This is a genomic window from Kitasatospora paranensis, assembly GCF_039544005.1.
Lineage (GTDB): Bacteria > Actinomycetota > Actinomycetes > Streptomycetales > Streptomycetaceae > Kitasatospora > Kitasatospora paranensis.
On record NZ_BAABKV010000001.1, the window covers coordinates 6,532,724 to 6,549,951 of the forward strand.

Consider the following 17,228-nt stretch of genomic DNA (forward strand, 5'->3'; position numbering starts at 1 on the left):
CCCCGCCCATCACCATCACCGACCCATCCACGAGGAGCCCGATGACCACCACGGCCGAACAGCCCGAGTTCGCCTTCCCGCTCTCCCGCCGCGGCGACGTGCTGCCCGAGGAGGCAGCCGTCCTGCGTGAGAAGCACCCCGTCGCCCGGGTGCGCACGATGACCGGCGACCCGGCCTGGCTGGTGAGTTCGTACGACCTGGCCAAGCAGGTGCTGGAGGACGAGCGGTTCAGCCTCAAGGACACCGCGAACCCGGGCGTCCCGCGCCAGTACGCGCTGACCATCCCGCCCGAGGTGGTGAACAACATGGGCAACATCAACAGCGCCGGGCTGCGCCAGGCCGTCATGAAGACCCTCAACCCGCGGGCCGACCGGGAGTTGGCGGGCTGGCTGGAGGCCGAGGCGCACCGGCTGATCGACCGGCTCGTCGAGCAGGGCGCGCCCGGCGAGTTGCGGGACGGCTTCGCCGAGCCGTACTCGGCGGCCCTGCACTGCCGGCTGCTGGGCATCCCGGCCGACGACTGGCGGCGGCTGATGGCCGGTGTCGACCTCGCCTTCGTCACCAGCCCGGTGCCGTTCGAGGGTTCGGCCCCCAACTGGTACAAGGACCTCGGCTACATGGTGGAGCGGCTGAACGCCGATCCGGAGCCCACCGAGGGCCTGCTCGGCCGGTTCGCCGCGCTCCGGCGCTCGCCGGACGTGTCGGACCACGTCGACGACGACCTGCTGGCCACGGTGGCCCTGTCGCTGTTCGGCGCCGGCGCGGTCTCCACCTCGTCGTTCCTGCTGCACGCGATCATTGCGCTCGTCCGCCGGCCCGAACTCGCCGAGCGGATCCGCACCGAGCCGGCCGTGATCGGGCGGGCGGTGGACGAGTTGCTGCGCCACAACCTGTCGATCGGCGACGCGCTGCCCCGGCTGGCGCTCGCCGACGTCCGGGTGGGCGACGTGCTGGTGCGCGCGGGGGAGCTGGTGCTGGTACTGGTGGAGGGCGCCAACTACGACCCGGCGGTCTTCCCCGAGCCCGAGCGGATCGACTTCGACCGTGCGCAGAACCCGCACCTCGCGTTCGGCGCCGGGCATCACTTCTGCCCGGCCTCGGCGCTCGGCCGCACGCATGCCGAGATCGCGCTGGCCGTGCTGGTGGAGCGGCTGCCCGGGCTGCGGTTCGCCCTGCCGCTGGAGCAGCTGGCCTGGCGTCCGGGCTTCATCAAGCGGCTGCCGGAGCGGCTGCCGGTGGTCTGGTGACCGGGCCGGCCGGCCTCGGCCGGGGCCGCCCCGGTGGGCGCCGGCCCCGGTCAGCCCCGGGCGTCCAGCAGGATCTCCCGGGTGCGCTCCCAGACCGCCGGGTCGCAGGCGACCAGCAGACCGTCCTCGCAGCCCGGCGGGTCGGGCCGGTAGTCGGAGCCGTCGAGGCGGGCGGAGACCCCGCCCGCCTCGGTCACGATCAGCGAGCCGGGTGCGTGGTCCCACGGCAGTGTCCGCCAGTAGAGGATGAACTCCTGCTCGCCGACGGCGAGTTGCGGATATTCCATGCCGGCGGAGCGCAGTCCGTGGGAGATCCGGCCGAACGCCCTGGCGTTGGTCTGCAGCCGGTGGTGGAGGACGGGGTCGAGGTAGCGGCTCTTCACCGATCCGCGCCACTTCTCCGGGTCGTCCGCGGCGGGCTCCCGCACGAGCCGGCTGCCGTCCCGCCAGGCGCCCGCACCGAGCTCCGCGGCGTAGCTCGTCCCGGTCACCGGCTGGTAGATCCAGGACGCGACCGTGCGGCCGGAGCGGACGAGTGAGGCCATCACGGCGAAGTCGGGCCGGCCGGCCACGAAGTTCGCCGTGCCGTCCACCGGGTCGACCAGCCAGACGGCCGGTTCCGAGCGGAGTGCCTCGGCCAGCGACGGGTCGGCCGAGACGGCCTCCTCGCCGACCACCGGAACGGGCAGCAGCTCCCGCAGCCGTCTGGAGATGATCACCTCGGCCTCGCGGTCGGCCACCGTCACGATCTCGCCGGGAGCCTTCTCCATCACCTCGCCGGCGGACAGTGCCCGGAATCGGGGCTCGACCACCTCGGCAGACGCCTCGGCGAGGATCTCCGCCACCTTCTCCATCAGCACGTGCCCGCTCCCTTCGCTGAGTACCACTCTCGCACGCCGGTAGGGGCGCCACCTGCGGCGGCCCTGCCCCGGGCGGGCGCGGCGCGCGGGCCCGCCCGGACGGGGCCGTCACCCGGCCGTCACCCGGCCGCCCGACGGCCGGGCCGCCGGTCGGACCGCCGGGTCGTCGAGCACGTGGAAGCCCGGCTGCGGGTGCATCAGGAAGGCGTGGTGCGAGATGTTCCAGGCGTACGCCCCGGCCATCGCGAAGAGCACCCGGTCGCCGGCCCGCAGCCCCGGGGCCGGGACGCGCCCGGCGAGCACGTCCTTCGGGGTGCACAGCTGGCCCGACAGGGTGACGTTCGCCCCGGCCGCGGCCGGGCGGGGCCACGGGTGCGCCCAGCCGTCCACCGGGAGCACCGAGAACGGCTGCGCGTGCCCGCGGGTGGCGGGCGTGCGCAGGTGGTGGGTGCCGCCCCGGACGACGGCGAAGTCCTCCTCGTGGCTGCGCTTCACGTCGAGCACCTCGGTGGCGTACCAGCCGCAGTAGGCGGTCAGCGACCGGCCGGGCTCGATCCGCAGCCGCAGCCCGGGGTGGCGGTCGAGCAGCTTCTCCAGCCCCGTGCCGAAGGCCGGCCAGTCGAAGCGGGCGGCGGGGTCGGCGTAGTCCACCGCCATCCCGCCGCCGATGTTGACCTCCGCTGCGCCGAGCCCGGTGGCCCAGGCCACGACCGCCTCGGCGGTGGCGAGTTGGTCCTCGGCGTCGAGGCCGCTGGCCAGGTGGGCGTGGATGCCGCGCAGCCGCAACCGGTCGAAGCCGGGCCGGCGCAGCAGCCGGAGGCACTCCCCGATGTCGTCCGGGTCCATGCCGAACGGGCTGGGGCCCCCTCCCATGGCCAGCGCCGCCGTCGCCAGGCGTCCGGCGGCGAGGCCGGGGTTGGCGCGCAGCAGGACGTCGGCGGGCCGGCCGGTCGCGGCGAGCCGGTACAGCTCCTGGACGCTCTCCACGTGCCAGCGATGGACGCCCGCAGCCGCCACCTCGGCGACCTCGGCGGGCGTCTTTCCGGGGCCGCCGAAGGCCAGTGGCGCCGTGGGCAGCACCGTCCGGACGTGTGCCCACTCGCCGCCGGAGGAGACCTCGTAGCCGTCCACGAACGGCCGCAGCGCGGTCAGCAGGGCGGTGTCCGGGTTGGCCTTCACCGCGTAGTGCAGCTCGACCCCGGCCGGCAGGGCGGCCCGTACGGCGGCGGCGTGCTCCCGCAGGGCGGGCAGGTCGTACAGGTAGGCGGGCAGGGCGTCGGCGGGCAGCGCGGCGACGTGCTCGGCGACCCGGTTCCGGCCGGCGGCCTCGGCGGCCTCGGCGCTCACCGGGCCCCTCCCGGGAGGGGCGCCGCCTCGGCCGGGAGCCCGGGCGCGAGCGGGGAGGGGAGCCGGATGTAGCCCGCCTCCCGGTCGGCCCGCCGCTCCCAACGGGTGAGCAGGTTGGCCTTGGCGGGCAGCGGAGCACCGTCGAGCAGGGCCGTCAGCCGGGCCGGCCGGCCGTTCTGTTCGGCGAACTCGACCAGGACGGAGCGCAGTTCCGCCCAGAGCCGGGCCTCCAGCCGGGGTGCCAGTGCGGCCGGCGCCCGGTCGGCGAGCGCGGAGAGCAGTTCGGAGAGGTGGTTGACCAGCAGGCAGTACACCACCCGGTCCCACCCCCGGTCGGCGTCGTACGTCATCGGGCCGGCCACCTCCGGCGGCAGGGCGGCGAGGGCGGCGCGGTGGTGCCCGGGCAGCAGCTTGGTGCCCTCCAGATCGCGCAGGACGACCTGCGCCGGCCGGCCGTCGGAGTCCACGCAGACCAGCACGTTCTGCAGGTGGGGCTCCAGGACGATCCCGTGGTCCAGGTAGGCGGCGAGCACCGGCGGCACGAGCAGTCGCAGGTAGCGGGCCCACCAGGCGAGTGCCTCGGCGGGGCCGCCGTCGCCGAGCAGCACCGAGACGTGCGCGGAGCTGGTCGGGTACTCGTCCGCGACGGCGGCGGCCAGCAGCGGGGTGAGGCCGGGCCGGACGGCGCTGCCCAGGCCCTCCCGGACGATCAGCCCGAACCCCTCGAACAGGGCGGTGTCGGGGCGGCCGTCCGGGCCGGGCAGGGCCAGTGTGCGGTAGGCGGGCTCGCGCAGCACGACGGCGTCCGGGTGGCGGCGGGCGAGCGCGGCGAGCGGGTCGGCGAGCAGCCGGGTGAGCGCGACCGCGCCGCGCAGCTCGTACGCGGCGTTCTTGCGCAGGCAGTTGGTGATCCGCACGTTCAGGCTGAACTTCAGGAAGGCGTCGGCGCCGTGCAGGGTGCGCACCGAGGCGGTGGCGGTGAACGGCTCGCCGCCGGGGCCGAGGTCGAGCAGGTCGCCGCGGTCGAGGGCGGCGGCCAGCAGCGGGTTTCCGCTCAACAGCCGGTACTGCCACGGGTGGGCGGGCAACAGCCGGTAGCCGTCGGGCAGTCGGCGGCCCAGGGTGTCGAGCAGCGCGGGCGCGGCCTCCTCGGCGGTCTCCTCGGCGATCAGGTGGCTGCGGACGGCGAGGTGGCGCAGCCGGAAGGCGGCCCGGGCCTCCGGCGCCCAGGCCCGCCAGGCGGACCGGTCCGCGCTGCGGGCCTTGGGCGCCGGGTGGAAGCGGTGCCCGAAGAGCAGGGCCTGCTCGGACTCCAGGTAGCGGTCCGGGCCGGGGGCCGGCCGCTCCGCCAGCGCGGCGGCCACCCCCGCGTGGCTGGCGGCGAGTTGCTCCAGGAACTCCTCGTTGCGGACACCGCCGCGCAGCACGAGCTCGTCCTGGACGTGTTCGGCCAGTTCGTGCCAGCCCAGCTCCCGCGGGCCGTCGGGGGTGTCGGCCAGGACGGGGCCGGTGAAGCGGTGCGCCCCGGAGAGCGAGCTGCGGCGCAGCGCGATCCGCAGCAGTGTGCCGCGCCGGGGGAGCCGGACGAGCAGTTCGTCGCCGATGACGGCGCTCTGCCGCTCCGGCCGGGAGACCTCCCGCAGCAGGCAGTTGAGCAGGGTGTGGGCGACGGCGTGGTCGGCGGTGGGCAGCCCGGTCGGGGCCGGGCGGCGGCGGGCGTCGAGCCGGATGGTCATACGGGTGCTCCAGCGGGGGTGTGGGAGGGCCCGGTCGCGGGCGTGGGAGCCCACGCCCGCGCCGCCCGCAGGTAGTTGGGCCCGGTCGTGTAGTGCTTGTTGATGTCGGAGGCGCCCGAGCGGGCCTTATCGAGCAGCGTGCCCGCGCTCACCATCGCCTTGACCGGCAGGCTCTCGGCCTCCAGCAGGGCGGCGTGCAGCGGTGCGCCCGCCGCGCCGATCCGGTCGAGGGACTCGGTGAGCCGCAGCCGCAGCAGTCCGAGGGTGTGCGGCAGCGGTGCGAGGCCGCGGTGCGCCAGGCCGAAGGCGAGCGAGCCGGTGCACAGGTGGCCGGTGATGGTGGCGAACAGGTCGGTGAGCGGCCGGTCGTCGTCGACGCGGATCCTGGCGTCGTCGAACTCCTCGGCACGGCGGCCGAGTCCGCCGAGACGGGCGGTGTTGACGCGCAGTCCGTCGTCGTCCTTGAACAGCAGCCGCAGCCGGGTGCGCCCGTCGGCCCGGTCGAGCACCAGCGCGATGTTCTGCTGGTGGGACTCCAGGGCGATGCCGTGCCGGAACAGGGTGGTCTGCCAGTCCAGCAGCAGGCGCAGCAGCGTGTCGTAGAGCCGGACGGGGTTGCGGTCGAAGAAGCGGTCGGCGAGGTGCTCCAGGACGGTCCGTCCGCCGGGGGCGACGGCGAGCAGCGCGGCGAGCGGGGCGATGACGGCGTCGTCGAGGCCGGGCGGCTGGCGGCGGACGAGGACGGCGAGCAGCTCGTGCCCGCTGTGCGCCCAGCACTGTTCGTCGGCGTGCAGGATCCGTCCGGCGAACCGGGGCTCGCGGGCCAGCACGGCGGCCAGCAGCCGCTCGGCGGCGGCGCCGTCGGCCAGCGTGCCCGGCTTCACGGTGCGGCGGTTGCGCAGCCCCAGTGTGCTGGTGGCGAGGGGGAGTTTGAGGTGGACGGCCGGGTCGTCGGCGAGCGCGACGGTACGCATCGACAGGGTGGGCCGGACGGTCAGGTACGGGCGGTCGGCGAGCCGGGCGCCGGGCAGGTCACCGAGCGGCAGGGCGGCCGCGGTGAGCGGGTGCACGGGCAGCGCGGTGCCGGGCCCGGGCAGGCCGAGGTCGGCGGGGAGGGCCACCGGCCGGGGAGCGGCGCGGGGCCCAGGTCGAGCCCGGCGGTCGGCGGCAGGACGACCCACCGCAGCGCGAACTCCGGGTGGTGCTCGGGTGCGTGGGCGAGCAGCGCGTCCTCGTCGAGGCCCGCCCTGGCGTGGCCGGTCGGGTGGACGGGGTGGTGCCGGCGGGCGGCGAGGGTGTCGAAGCCGAGCGTGCCGGCGTGGCCCTTCCAGTCGGCGGGGTCGGCCCCTAGCCGCGCGGCCAGGCCGGCCAGCACGGTGTCCCGGGTGGCGCGTTGGAGGCGTTCGGCGGTGCGGGCCTGCCGGCACTCCTCGGCGAACGCGAGGTGTCCGGACCGGTCGCGGGGGTCGGCCAGGGCGGCCACGGCGTCGAGGATCGCGTCGAGGCCGCCGATCGCCGTGCCGTCGAGTTCGAGCAGCGGACGGCGGGCCCGGTGGCGGCTCTGGAAGCCGTCCTCGGCGACGGGCAGGGCGAGGCGCGGGCCGGCCAGCCAGGGGCCGTCGGCGCGGTGCTGCAGGACGCCGTCGGTGCGCAGGCCGAGCACGTCCTCGCGGTGCAGTGCCCCGAGCACCCGCAGGGTGAGGGCGTCCGCCGGGCCGTCGGGGCCGGTCACGGGGTGATCTCCCAGCGGTTTGCGGCGAGGAAGTCGTCGACGGCGCCGTGGACGGCGGACCGGTCCGGGCCGACCGCCCAGACCAGGCCGAGGTAGTCCCGGTTGGTGCGGTGGTGCTCGTGGTACTCGCCGATGCCGCGGACCGGCCGGTACACCAGGTGGACGCCGCCGCCGCGGTGCTCCTGGGCGGGCGGTGCGGCGGTCAGGGTGCCGGCCCGGTCGGCGCAGATCGCCCGGTTGGTGCCGAACCGGTCGGTGCGGGAGCCGAGTTCGGCGGGCAGCGGCTCGCCGAGGTGGACTTTCAGCACGTGCTCGAAGTAAGGGATCTCCAGCAGCCCTGCCAGCATCAGGTCGCACTGGTCGCCGATGGCGCGGTAGTTGACCTCGATCAGGCGGGCCCGGCCGTCCGGCTGGACGACGAACTCGGTGTGGCAGGCGCCCATGCCGACCCCGAGCGCGTCGAGTTGGGCCAGGACCTGGTCGACCACCGGGCGGGGCGGCTCGGGGTCGAACTCCAGGGCCTCCTCGACGAAGTGGGGCGGCGGGGAGAGCCTGGTCCGGAAGCCGCCGAGGACGTGCCGCCGGACGCCGTCGCCGAGGGTCTCCAGGGTGTGCAGGCCGCCGGTCAGGTACTCCTCGACCAGCAGGGTGTCCCGGGGCCGCCGCCGGCGGAACTCCGAGCAGCGGGCGGCGAGTCCCGCGGCGTCCTCGACCAGGGCGACGTCCTCGCTGGCGACGCCCTCGCGGGGCTTGACCACGCAGGGGAAGGGCGGGTCGAGGTCGGCCGGGTCCTGCCCGGGCGGGATCTCCAGGGCCCGGACGGTGTCCAGCCCGGCGGTGGCCAGGTGGCGGCGCAGCTCGGCCTTGTTCTTCGTCCGCAGGGTGGCCCGCCAGTCCTTCGCGGGCAGTCCGAAGTACCCGGCGGCCAGCGCCGCCTGGGTCTGCAGGTGGTCGCTGTTGGTGAACACCGCCGCGGGCGTGCCGTGCCGGGCGACGAGGGCGACCACCTCGCGGAAGTCCCGGACGTCGCACGGCAGGACGTCCACGCCGGCCGTCCCGGGCGGGGCGTCCGCGGCGTCGTACGCGGCGCGGTGGGCGTCGGGGGAGTCGGTGAGCACGGTGACGTCCAGGCCCAGCCGGGCGGCGGCGGGGAGGAAGCCCTCGGTGACCGAGTCGGTGGGGTTCAGGGCGAGCAGGTACAGCCGCATGGGCATCGTCCTCGGGGCGGTGGCGGGACGGCGCGTGCCGGGCGTGGTCGTGCGCCGTGGTCGGTGCGCCGCCGGGTCGGCGGCGGGATGCCGTCGAGCGTGCCCGGGCACGGGCCGCGGCAACCGTCGCCGGGCGGCGGTCGCCGCCCGGTGCGCGGTCACCCGGGGTTCGGTACTGGACACGGAACGGAACATTAGGTTAGGCGTGCCTAATCGCGTCAAATCCGGCGGCGTCCGCGGGTGTCGGCGAGCCGATGAGGCGTCAGGTGTGTAAGGTGAGGCATGCCTTAGTTGATCACCGGGAGTCCGTATGGTCCACCTGACGGCCGCACCCCTGCACCGGCCCGACGCCGCCGACGCCGCGCCCGGGAACGCCGCGGGCGACGGCCCGGCCGCGTCGCTGCGCCGCCTCGTCGACGGCTGCCCGGACCTCCGGGTCACCCTGGTGGCCGAGCGGCCGGCCACCGGCGGCACCTGGCACGCCGGGACGGAGCTGGCACTGCGCGTCGAGGCACTCGTCGCCGCCGAGTCCGGGCGGATCGCCGTCCGCCACGGCAGCGTGCCGCCGCCGCACGTGGCGGCCTCCCGGCTGCTCCACCACTACCTCTGGTCGGTCTGCCTGCTCACCGCGGGCCTCTGGTACCTGGCCGGCCGCGTCGCCCGGCTCGACCCGGCGGCGCTGTGGATCGAGGAGGCCACCGCCGCCCTCGCCGTGACGCCCCCGACGGGGCGCCGCTCGGCGGCCCGGAGGACCTGCGCGGCGCGGTCGCCGCGCACTGCGGCCCGGTGCTGGCCGCCTTCCGGCCCGCCGTGCGCCGCGGCCCGCACGCGATGTGGGGCATGGTCGGCGACGACCTCGTCTCGGCCCTCTGGTACCTCGGCCGCACCCTCGGCGACGAGGACCGCGCGGTGGCCGCGGCCACCGCCGTGCTGCCGGGCGGCACCCCGCCGTTCCCCGGGGCCGCCGCCTTCCGCCGCCTGACGGGCGCCGACGGGCGCAGCCGTCCGACCCGGACGAGGCACGGCTGCTGCCTGTACTACGCCATCCGCCCGGACGAGGCCTGCGCGACCTGTCCGCGGACGTGCGACGCCGAGCGGCTGCGGCGGCTGGAGGCCTGAGCCGCCCCGGGCTCCGCCCCGCGGCCGGCCGTCAGCGCCGCCGGGAGACCGCCACCCCGGCCAGGCAGAGGGCGCCGCCGCCGAGCGCCAGCGGCGCCGGGACTTCGCCGAGCATCGCCCACGCCATCAGCACCACCAGCGCGGGCACCGCGTAGGTGGTGGCGCCCATCCGGCCGGCGGTGGTCCGCGAGAGCGCGTACGCCCAGGTCGTGCACGCCAGGGCGGTCGGGAACAGGCCCAGGTACAGCACGTCCAGGGTGGCTCCGGCGGGGGCCCGGCCGAGTTCGTGCACCAGCGCGGGCGCGGACGGCAGGCAGACCAGTGCGCCGATCAGGCAGCAGAAGGTGGTGACCTGGAGCGGCGAGGCATGGGCGAGCGCGGGCTTCTGGGCGACCACGCCCGCCGCGTAGGTCGCCGCGGCCACCAGGCAGAGCCCGATCCCCAGCGGGGATCCGTGGCCGGAGCCGGACGTCGACAGACCGACCACGACCGCGCCGGCGAAGGACACCGCCATCCCGGCGACCAGCGCCCGGGGAAGCCCTCGCGCAGCACCAGGCCGCCGAGCAGCGCGATCAGCAGCGGGCCGATGTTCACCACCATGGCGGCCGTCCCGGCGTCGACCTTCTGCTCGCCCCAGTTGAGGGCCACCAGGTACACGCCGAACCAGAGCACCCCGGAGGCCGCGATCCCCGGCCAGGCCGCCCGCGGCGGCAGCCCCTCGCCCCGGCGGAGCAGCAGCGCCAGCAGCGCCACCGAGCCGACCAGCAGCCGCCCGAGGGCCAGTGCTCCCGGGCCGAAGTGACTGCCCGCGTCGCGGATCGCCACGAAGGCGGAGGCCCAGAGCAGCACCGTGGTGCCGGCCGCGGCCAGCGCCCGGCCGTCCCGGGCGACGCGTTCCGTACCGGTGGTGTCCATGGGCGCACCGTACCGGCCCGGTCTCCCCGTCCGAACGGGATTTTCTCAGCGCCGGCCGGCGAGCGCGGGCACCGCCTCCTGCGGGCGGGGCCGGTACGTCCGGTCGGTCGCCGTGGCCAGGGTCAGCACCAGGGCGGCGCCGGCGGCCGCACAGGTGACCAGGAACGGTGCGGTGGGTCCGTACCGCTCGGCCGCCCAGCCGGCCGCCAGGGTGCCGGCGGACTGGGCCAGCGTGATGGCGCTGACCAGGGCGGCCATCGCCTCGCCCAGCCGCGCCGCCGGGACGGCCCGCTCGACCAGGCCGAACATGGTGATCATCTGCGGCGCCACCGCGAGGCCCAGGCAGCCGATCGCCGCCGCCAGGCCGCCGACCCCGCGGACGGCCGGCAGCGGCAGCGCGGCGGCGAGCAGCAACGCGGTGCCGGCCCGCAGCCGCAGCGGCAGGTCCCAGCGGGCCGGCAGGGCGGCGGTGGCGATCCCGGAGACGGCGCTGGCACCGCCGAGCAGTCCGTAGACGAGTCCGGCGGCGCCGGGCCGCCCGGCCGCCCCGGTGACCGCGGTGACGCCCACCTGGACGGAGCCGAAGCAGACGCCGAGCAGGGCCATGCCGGCGAGCAGCAGCAGGTAGGCCCGGCCGAGCAGCCGCTCGCCGCCCTTGCGGCGGGCCGGCTCGCCGGGCGCGGCGGTGGGGTGGCGGGCGAACAGGGTGCCGCAGACGCCGACCAGGGCGGCCGCCGCGAGCAGCCCCAGGCCGGCCCGGTCAGGGTGGCGAGCACCCCGACCACGGCCGGCCCGGCGGTGAAGCTGATCTCGTCGACGGTGCCGTCCAGCCAGAGCGCGGACGTGGTGGCCTCCGGGTCGCCCGCCGCCAGCCGCACCCAGCGGCTGCGCGAGAGCGGGCCGACCAGCGGGACGGACGCCCCGATCAGGACGGCGCAGCCGGTCTGCGCCGCGAGCGGCAGCCCGGCGGTGGAGGCGGCGACCAGCGCCACGATCGCCGCGGCGTTGACGGCGGCCGCGACGAGCCCGACCCCGCGCTGGCCGCGCCGGTCGGCGAGCCGGCCGACCAGGGGCCCGCCGACGGCCTGGGCGACGGCCAGCGCGCCGGTCACCGCGGAGCCCCGCCAGACGCTGCCGGAGTCGTGGGTGACCAGCAGCAGGGCGCCGATCGGGCACATCGCGTTGGGCAGCCGCCCCAGCAGTGACCAGAGCAGCACCCGGCGGCCGGTCAGCCGGGTGGTGGTGCGCAACCTCGTCCGTGCGGCCATCGCCGACCCGTCCTCGCGGACCGCGGCCGGGCGCCCGCCTCCCGGCCAGCGGCCCTGAACGTCTCGACGGTCCGCGGGTGTTGGCTCTGCGAGGCTATCGGCGGCCGGGCCGGCCCGGGAACGGTCGGATCGCCCAGCGGATCGCACAGCGGGGCCGGGCCGCGGTTGGACGACCCGCCAAGGATGGGGCCGACGGGGTGTCAGTTGCCCTGGGCCAGGCCCTCGTAGGCGGACTTCACCCGGCGGTCCATGGCCAGCGCGAACTGGGCGTCGGCGACCGCGCGGGCGAGCGGGCGGACCCGGCGGATCCGCTCCGTGAGGGCCGCCGCGCGTTCCGGGCTGATCGCGTCGGCGTGCGCGAGGTCGCCGAACAGGTGGTCGCGGGCCAGGTCGGTGAAGGCCTGGGCGACGGCGTCCGCGTGGTCCTGCGCGGTGCGGCTGGCGGCGAGCACCGCGGCCAGCGGCACGCCCTCCTCGATCAGGGCGACGGTGGCGTCCATCAATCGCCGGCTGATGTGGGTGATGCCGTCGTCCTCGACGGTGATGTATCCCTGGGCGATCGACTCGGCGGTGTTCTCGGGGGTGAGCTGGTTGCCGAAGGCCGCGAGCACCTCCTCCCACGACATCCGGACGGGCGTCTCGTCCGACCAGTTCGCGGTGATCTCGTTGCGCAGGCCGATCAGGTCGGCGACGTCCCGGCCGCGCTCGCCCGCGCCGATCAGCTCGGTGATGCCGCCGAGGGTGTGGCCGCGCTCCAGCAGTTCGCCGATCATCCGCAGCCGGGCCAGGTGCTCCTCGCCGTACCAGGCGATCCGGCCCTCCTTGCGGGGCGGCTGGAGGAGTTTGCGTTCACGGTAGAAGCGCAGGGTGCGCGTGGTGATGCCGGCGGCCTCGGCGAGTTCCTCGACGCGGTACTCGCGGGTCCGTCCGGTGCTGCTGATCTCCGCCACGCCGCTCAGCATAGGGCGGCGACTCGCCGGAATCGGTGGCGCCCGTCTTCTTCCCTCGACTGTCGACAAGGGCTACCCTGCCGATCGTGCCAGTGTTCACTGGCGCGGTTTGAATGGATGAGCCACCCGCCCCGCGCAACGCCCCCGCCCCCTCGCCCAGGAGCCGCCGCATGGCACCCCGCAGCAAGCAGACACCCGCGCCGACCGCCGTCCCGCACGTCCGGGTCGCCGTGATCGGATCCGGCTTCGGCGGCCTCGGCGCCGGCGTGCGCCTCCGCCGCGCCGGGATCACCGACTTCGTCGTCCTGGAGCGCGCCGACGCGGTCGGCGGCACCTGGCGCGACAACAGCTACCCCGGCTGCGCCTGCGACGTCCCCTCCCACCTGTACTCCTTCTCCTTCGCGCCGAACCCGCAGTGGCCGCGCAGCTTCTCCGGCCAGCCCGACATCCGCGCCTACCTGGAGCGGGTCGCCGACACCTTCGGCCTCCGCCCCCACCTGCGCTTCGGGGCCGAGGTCCTGGAGGCCCGCTGGGAGGAGGACGCCACCCGCTGGCGGCTCACCACCAAGGCTGGCGAGTGGACGGCCGACGCCGTCGTCTCCGCCGCCGGCCCGCTCGCCGACCCGCAGATCCCCGACATCCCGGGCCTCGCCGACTTCCCCGGCAGGGTCTTCCACTCCTCGCGCTGGGACCACGACTACGACCTCGCGGGCAAGCGCGTCGCCGTGGTCGGCACCGGGGCCTCCGCCGCCCAGATCATCCCGGCGATCCAGCCGAAGGTCGGCCGGCTCACCGTCTTCCAGCGCACCCCCGCCTGGGTGCTGCCCCGCCGCGACCGGGAGATCTCCGGCCTGGAGAAGTGGCTGCACGGCGCCCTGCCGCCCACGGGCGCGCTGCGCCGCGGCACGCTCTTCGCGCTGCGCGAGCTCCAGGTCGACGCCTTCGTCCGCCGCCCCGGCCTGCTCAGGCTCGTCCAGCAGATCGCCGAGCGGCACATCGCCCGCGGCGTCGCCGACCCGGCCCTGCGCGCCCGGCTGACCCCGGACTATCGGATCGGCTGTAAGCGGATCCTGCTCAGCAACACGTACTACCCGGCGCTGGCCGCCGCCAACACCGATGTCGTCCCCGCCGGGCTGCGCGAGGTGCGCGGCTCCACGGTGGTCGGCGCGGACGGCAGCGAGCACGAGGTGGACGCGATCGTCTTCGGCACCGGCTTCCACGTCACCGACATGCCGATCGCCCAGCGGGTGCACGGCGTCGGCGGCCGCAGCCTGGCCGAGGAGTGGAAGGGTGGCATGGAGGCGCTGCGCGGCTCGACCGTGCGCGGCTTCCCGAACCTCTTCTTCGTGATCGGTCCGAACACTGGCCTCGGCAACAGCTCGATGATCCTGATGATCGAGTCCCAGCTGAACTACCTGGTCGACGCCCTCACCTCGATGGCCTCGGTCGGCGCCACCGCCATGCAGCCCACCGCCCGCGCCCAGCGGCACTGGAACCTCGAACTCCAGCAGCGGATGTCCCGCACCGTCTGGACGACCGGCGGCTGCAGCAGCTGGTACCTCGACGACCAGGGCCGCAACACCGTGCTCTGGCCCGGCTCCACCACCTCCTTCCGGCGCGCCACCCGCCGGGTCGACCTCGCCGAGTACGAGCTGATCAAGCGGACCGCGCCCGTCGCCGCGGAGGTGGCCGCGTGATCGCCCCGGACTTCGTGCTCCCCGATCCGGTGGCCGTCCACCGGATCGGCTCCGCCGACGGCACCGGCCTCAACGCCGAGGTGTACGGCCCCGAGGGGGCCCCGGTAGTGGTGCTGTCGCACGGCTGGACGTGCTCGACGCCGTTCTGGGCCCCGGTGGTCAACCGGCTGGCCGCCGACCACCGGGTGATCGCGTACGACCAGCGCGGCCACGGCCGCAGCCAGGCACCGGCCGGCCCGGCCGGCTACGGCACCGCGCAGCTGGCCGACGACCTCCAGGCCGTGGTCACCGCGCTCGTCCCGGCGGGTGAGCGGGCGGTGCTGGCGGGCCACAGCATGGGCGGCATGACGATCATGGCCGCCGCCGACCGGCCCGAGGTCGCCGACCGCACCGCCGGCGCGGTGCTGATCAGCACCGGTCCGGCCGATCTGGTGGCCGAACTCCTGGTGGTGCCGGCCTTCGTCCGCCCGGCCGGTCTGCGGCGGGCGCTGCACCGGCTCGTCCTGGAGTCCCGGCTGCCGCTCGGCCCGGCGAACGGCCTCAGCCGGGCGGCGCTCAAGTACGCCACCATGGGCCCGGCCGCGCCCGCGCCGCAGGTGGAGGCCTGCGCCCGGGTGGTGCACGCCTGCCCCACCGCCGTCCGGTACCACTGGGCGAAGGTGCTCGGGGAGCTGGACGTCACGGCCGGGCTGGCGAAGCTCGCCGCGCCGACGGCCGTGGTGGTGGGCAGCCGCGACCGGCTGACCCCGCCGGTGCACGCCCGCCGGATGGCCGCCGCGCTGTCCGACCCCCGGGGCCTGCTGGAGCTGCCCGGCGCGGGCCACATGTCCCCGGTCGAGCGGCCCGACGAGGTCACCGCCGAGATCCGCCGGATCGTCGGCCTGCACACCGCCACCCTGAGGAGTGAGTCCGCGTGAACCCGCCGCTGTCCTCGCAGGTCGTCGTGGTCACCGGTGCCGCCCGCGGCATCGGCGCACTGATGGCCCGCCGCCTCTCCGAGCAGGGTGCCAAGGTCGCCCTGGTCGGTCTGGAGCCCGCCGAGCTCAAGGCGGTCGCCGCAGAGTGCGGCCCGCACGCCTCCGCCTGGGAGGCCGACGTCACCGACCTGGACGCGCTGACCGCGACCGCGCGGCAGATCCAGGACCGCTACGGCCGGATCGACACGGTGGTGGCCAACGCCGGCATCGCCATCGGCGGCCCGCTGCTCGACAGCGACCACCGGGCCTTCACCCGGGTGATCGAGGTCAACCTGCTGGGCGGGGTCGCCACCGCCCGGGCCTTCCTGCCGGCGCTCACCGAGAGCCGCGGCTACCTGCTGCAGATCGCCTCGCTGGCGGCGCTGACCCCGGCACCGTTGATGTCGGCGTACTGCGCGAGCAAGTCCGGCGTGGAGGCGTTCGCCCACGCGCTGCGTGCCGAGGTCGCCCACCGGGGCGTCAGGGTCGGGGTCGGCTACCTCAGTTGGACGGACACCGACATGGTGCGCGGGGCCGACCAGGACGCGGTGCTGGCGCAGATGCGGTCCCGGCTGCCGTGGCCGGCCAACAAGACGTACCCGCTGGGCCCGGCGGTGGACCGCCTGGTCGCGGGCATCGCCCGCCGCTCGGTGCACGTCTACGCGCAGGGCTGGCTGCGGGGCATGCAGCCGATCCGCTGGCTGGTGCCGTCCGTGGTGGCGCTCGGCGGGCGTCGCGACATGGCCAGGTTGGAGCCGCAGTTGAAGGCGACGGCCGGCAGCCGCCTGAAGCCGGTCGGCGCCGGGGGCGAGGCCGACACGGCGGCCCGGTCGGCCCATGGGACGGGGCCGGCCGGGCCGTAGCGCCCCGACCCGACCGGTGCGGCGCAGGGAGAGCGCGGGGCCGGGGCCGGGGCCGGGGGAGCGGGTGGAGCCGGGTGCCGAGGTGCGGCACCCGGCTCCGCCGCGTCCGGGCCGTCGGGGGTCAGGAAGGGATCCCACTGGGCCGACTGCCGGTACGGCCGCGGCACGCGGGTGACCCGTCCGTAGGATTTCGCGACCGCAAGGCAGCTGACGCGTGCACGGCGGGGAAGCTCTGCCTCTGCTCGGCGGCCGGACGGCCGCCACCCCTCCACCCCCTCCCCGGGAGAGCAGATGCGCCGTCGTGCCCGCGTCATCCGTCCTGCCCGCGTCGGCGTCCGCGGTGAGCGACTGCTCGCCGTCGCCGCGCTGGCCGCCCTGCTGTCGGCCGGTCAGAGTGCCCAGCCCGCCGGCGGCCGCGTCCTGGCCGCCCCGTCGGCCCGGGCCTGCACCGGCGCCGCCGCGGACGCCGCGGCCCGCCGCCCGGCGGGCTCGGCGGCGCACGAGCCCAACGCCGTCACCGATGCGCAGGCCGGGGCCATGGACGCCGACCTGAAGGCGCGGGTCGCCCAGCTGGCGGCCACCTCCGAGGGCGCCCGGCTGCTGGCCGGCGCCGACGGCCCCACCACCGTCCCGGTGTACCTGCACGTGATCCACGCCGGTGCGGCCGGGAACCTCTCCGCGACCGCGGTGGCCGGCCAGATCGCCGAGCTGAACGCGGCCTACGGCGGCCAGGGGAGGGCAACACGGCCAGCCCGTTCCGGTTCGAGCTGGCCGCCACCGACTACACCGACAACGCCGCCTGGTACCGCGGCATCACGCCCGGTTCCACCGCCGAGAAGCAGATGAAGACGGCGCTGCGCCAGGGCGGCCCCGGGGCGCTCAACCTCTACACCGCCGACCTCGGGCAGGGCCTGCTGGGCTGGGCGACGTTCCCGAGCGCGTACGCGTCGGACCCGTCCGACGACGGGGTGGTCGTCCTGGACGCCTCGCTGCCGGGCGGTTCGGCCGCCAACTACAACGAGGGCGACACCGCCACCCACGAGATCGGCCACTGGCTCGGGCTGTACCACACGTTCCAGGGCGGCTGCACGGGCAACGGCGACTACGTCGACGACACACCGGCCGAGAAGACCGCCGCGTACGCCTGCCCGACCGGCCGGGACAGCTGCACCACCAAGCCGGGGGTGGACCCGATCCACAACTTCATGGACTACACGTACGACTCCTGCATGACCCAGTTCACCGCCGGGCAGGTCGCCCGGATGGTCAGTTCCTGGGCCGCCTACCGGGCCTGACCGTACGCCCGGCGCGCCGCCCGTCCCGGCCGGCC

The 17,228-nt window shown here is 76.1% G+C and carries 14 protein-coding genes and 2 pseudogenes; 8 read left to right on the forward strand and 8 right to left on the reverse strand.

All coding sequences use genetic code 11. The features are described from left to right. The first annotated feature begins 41 nt into the window (after positions 1–41). Positions 42–1,247: a cytochrome P450 gene (locus tag ABEB13_RS31060; protein ID WP_345708119.1), complete on the forward strand. Its 1,206-nt coding sequence runs from the start codon at positions 42–44 to the stop codon at positions 1,245–1,247. Positions 1,248–1,297: 50 nt separating this feature from the next. Here ABEB13_RS31060 and ABEB13_RS31065 read toward each other — a convergent pair whose 3' ends face one another. From ABEB13_RS31065 to ABEB13_RS31085, 5 genes and pseudogenes are all read right to left on the reverse strand, one after another. After that, positions 1,298–2,101 (reverse strand): inositol monophosphatase family protein, encoded by an 804-nt coding sequence (locus tag ABEB13_RS31065; protein ID WP_345709885.1) that lies wholly within the window; start codon positions 2,099–2,101, stop codon positions 1,298–1,300. A 114-nt stretch (positions 2,102–2,215) separates the two neighbouring features. Further along, the gene (locus ABEB13_RS31070; protein ID WP_345708120.1) at positions 2,216–3,454 is read right to left on the reverse strand and encodes a type III PLP-dependent enzyme; all 1,239 of its coding nucleotides are present in this window, start codon (positions 3,452–3,454) and stop codon (positions 2,216–2,218) included. Next, a complete protein-coding gene (locus ABEB13_RS31075) occupies positions 3,451–5,190 on the reverse strand; it encodes an IucA/IucC family protein (protein ID WP_345708121.1) in 1,740 nt (579 codons plus the stop codon). The genes ABEB13_RS31070 and ABEB13_RS31075 overlap by 4 nt, the downstream gene beginning before the upstream one ends. Then, positions 5,187–6,922 (reverse strand): annotated as a pseudogene (locus ABEB13_RS31080) (IucA/IucC family protein). Before ABEB13_RS31080 ends, ABEB13_RS31075 begins: the two are co-directional and overlap by 4 nt. Beyond that, positions 6,919–8,130, reverse strand: a complete 1,212-nt coding sequence (locus tag ABEB13_RS31085) for an ATP-grasp domain-containing protein (RefSeq protein ID WP_345708122.1) — start codon at positions 8,128–8,130, stop codon at positions 6,919–6,921. Before ABEB13_RS31085 ends, ABEB13_RS31080 begins: the two are co-directional and overlap by 4 nt. A gap of 681 nt (positions 8,131–8,811) precedes the next feature. Between ABEB13_RS31085 and ABEB13_RS31090 the strand changes: the two genes are divergently transcribed. Continuing rightward, on the forward strand, positions 8,812–9,249 hold the full coding sequence (locus ABEB13_RS31090) for a (2Fe-2S)-binding protein (protein ID WP_345708123.1): 438 nt from the start codon (positions 8,812–8,814) through the stop codon (positions 9,247–9,249). A gap of 31 nt (positions 9,250–9,280) precedes the next feature. Here ABEB13_RS31090 and ABEB13_RS31095 read toward each other — a convergent pair. Together ABEB13_RS31095 and ABEB13_RS31100 are read right to left on the reverse strand one after the other, a co-directional pair. Beyond that, positions 9,281–10,164: pseudogene (locus ABEB13_RS31095) on the reverse strand (DMT family transporter). Positions 10,165–10,209: 45 nt separating this feature from the next. Further along, positions 10,210–10,770 carry an MFS transporter gene (locus ABEB13_RS31100; RefSeq protein ID WP_345708124.1) on the reverse strand — a complete coding sequence of 187 codons (561 nt, stop codon included), beginning with the start codon at positions 10,768–10,770 and terminating at the stop codon, positions 10,210–10,212. Between the two features lie 84 nt (positions 10,771–10,854). On the opposite strand from ABEB13_RS31100, the gene ABEB13_RS31105 reads away from it, so the two are divergent. Next, positions 10,855–11,490 carry a hypothetical protein gene (locus ABEB13_RS31105; protein WP_345708125.1) on the forward strand — a complete coding sequence of 212 codons (636 nt, stop codon included), beginning with the start codon at positions 10,855–10,857 and terminating at the stop codon, positions 11,488–11,490. Between the two features lie 142 nt (positions 11,491–11,632). Here the strand turns inward: ABEB13_RS31105 and ABEB13_RS31110 are convergent, their stop codons facing one another. Next, entirely contained in the window at positions 11,633–12,382 is a 750-nt protein-coding gene (locus ABEB13_RS31110; RefSeq protein WP_345708126.1) for a MerR family transcriptional regulator, read from the reverse strand. Between the two features lie 170 nt (positions 12,383–12,552). On the opposite strand from ABEB13_RS31110, the gene ABEB13_RS31115 reads away from it, so the two are divergent. From ABEB13_RS31115 to ABEB13_RS31135, 5 genes are all read left to right on the forward strand, one after another. Continuing rightward, the gene (locus tag ABEB13_RS31115; protein WP_345708127.1) at positions 12,553–14,079 is read left to right on the forward strand and encodes a flavin-containing monooxygenase; all 1,527 of its coding nucleotides are present in this window, start codon (positions 12,553–12,555) and stop codon (positions 14,077–14,079) included. Then, positions 14,076–14,996, forward strand: a complete 921-nt coding sequence (locus ABEB13_RS31120; protein ID WP_345708128.1) for an alpha/beta fold hydrolase — start codon at positions 14,076–14,078, stop codon at positions 14,994–14,996. Before ABEB13_RS31115 ends, ABEB13_RS31120 begins: the two co-directional genes overlap by 4 nt. Continuing rightward, a complete protein-coding gene (locus tag ABEB13_RS31125; protein WP_345708129.1) occupies positions 14,993–15,898 on the forward strand; it encodes an SDR family oxidoreductase in 906 nt (301 codons plus the stop codon). Before ABEB13_RS31120 ends, ABEB13_RS31125 begins: the two co-directional genes overlap by 4 nt. 291 nt (positions 15,899–16,189) lie before the next feature. Then, positions 16,190–16,744 (forward strand): hypothetical protein, encoded by a 555-nt coding sequence (locus tag ABEB13_RS31130; RefSeq protein ID WP_345708130.1) that lies wholly within the window; start codon positions 16,190–16,192, stop codon positions 16,742–16,744. Next, the gene (locus tag ABEB13_RS31135; protein WP_345708131.1) at positions 16,741–17,193 is read left to right on the forward strand and encodes a zinc metalloprotease; all 453 of its coding nucleotides are present in this window, start codon (positions 16,741–16,743) and stop codon (positions 17,191–17,193) included. The genes ABEB13_RS31130 and ABEB13_RS31135 overlap by 4 nt, the downstream gene beginning before the upstream one ends. Positions 17,194–17,228 lie beyond the last annotated feature (35 nt).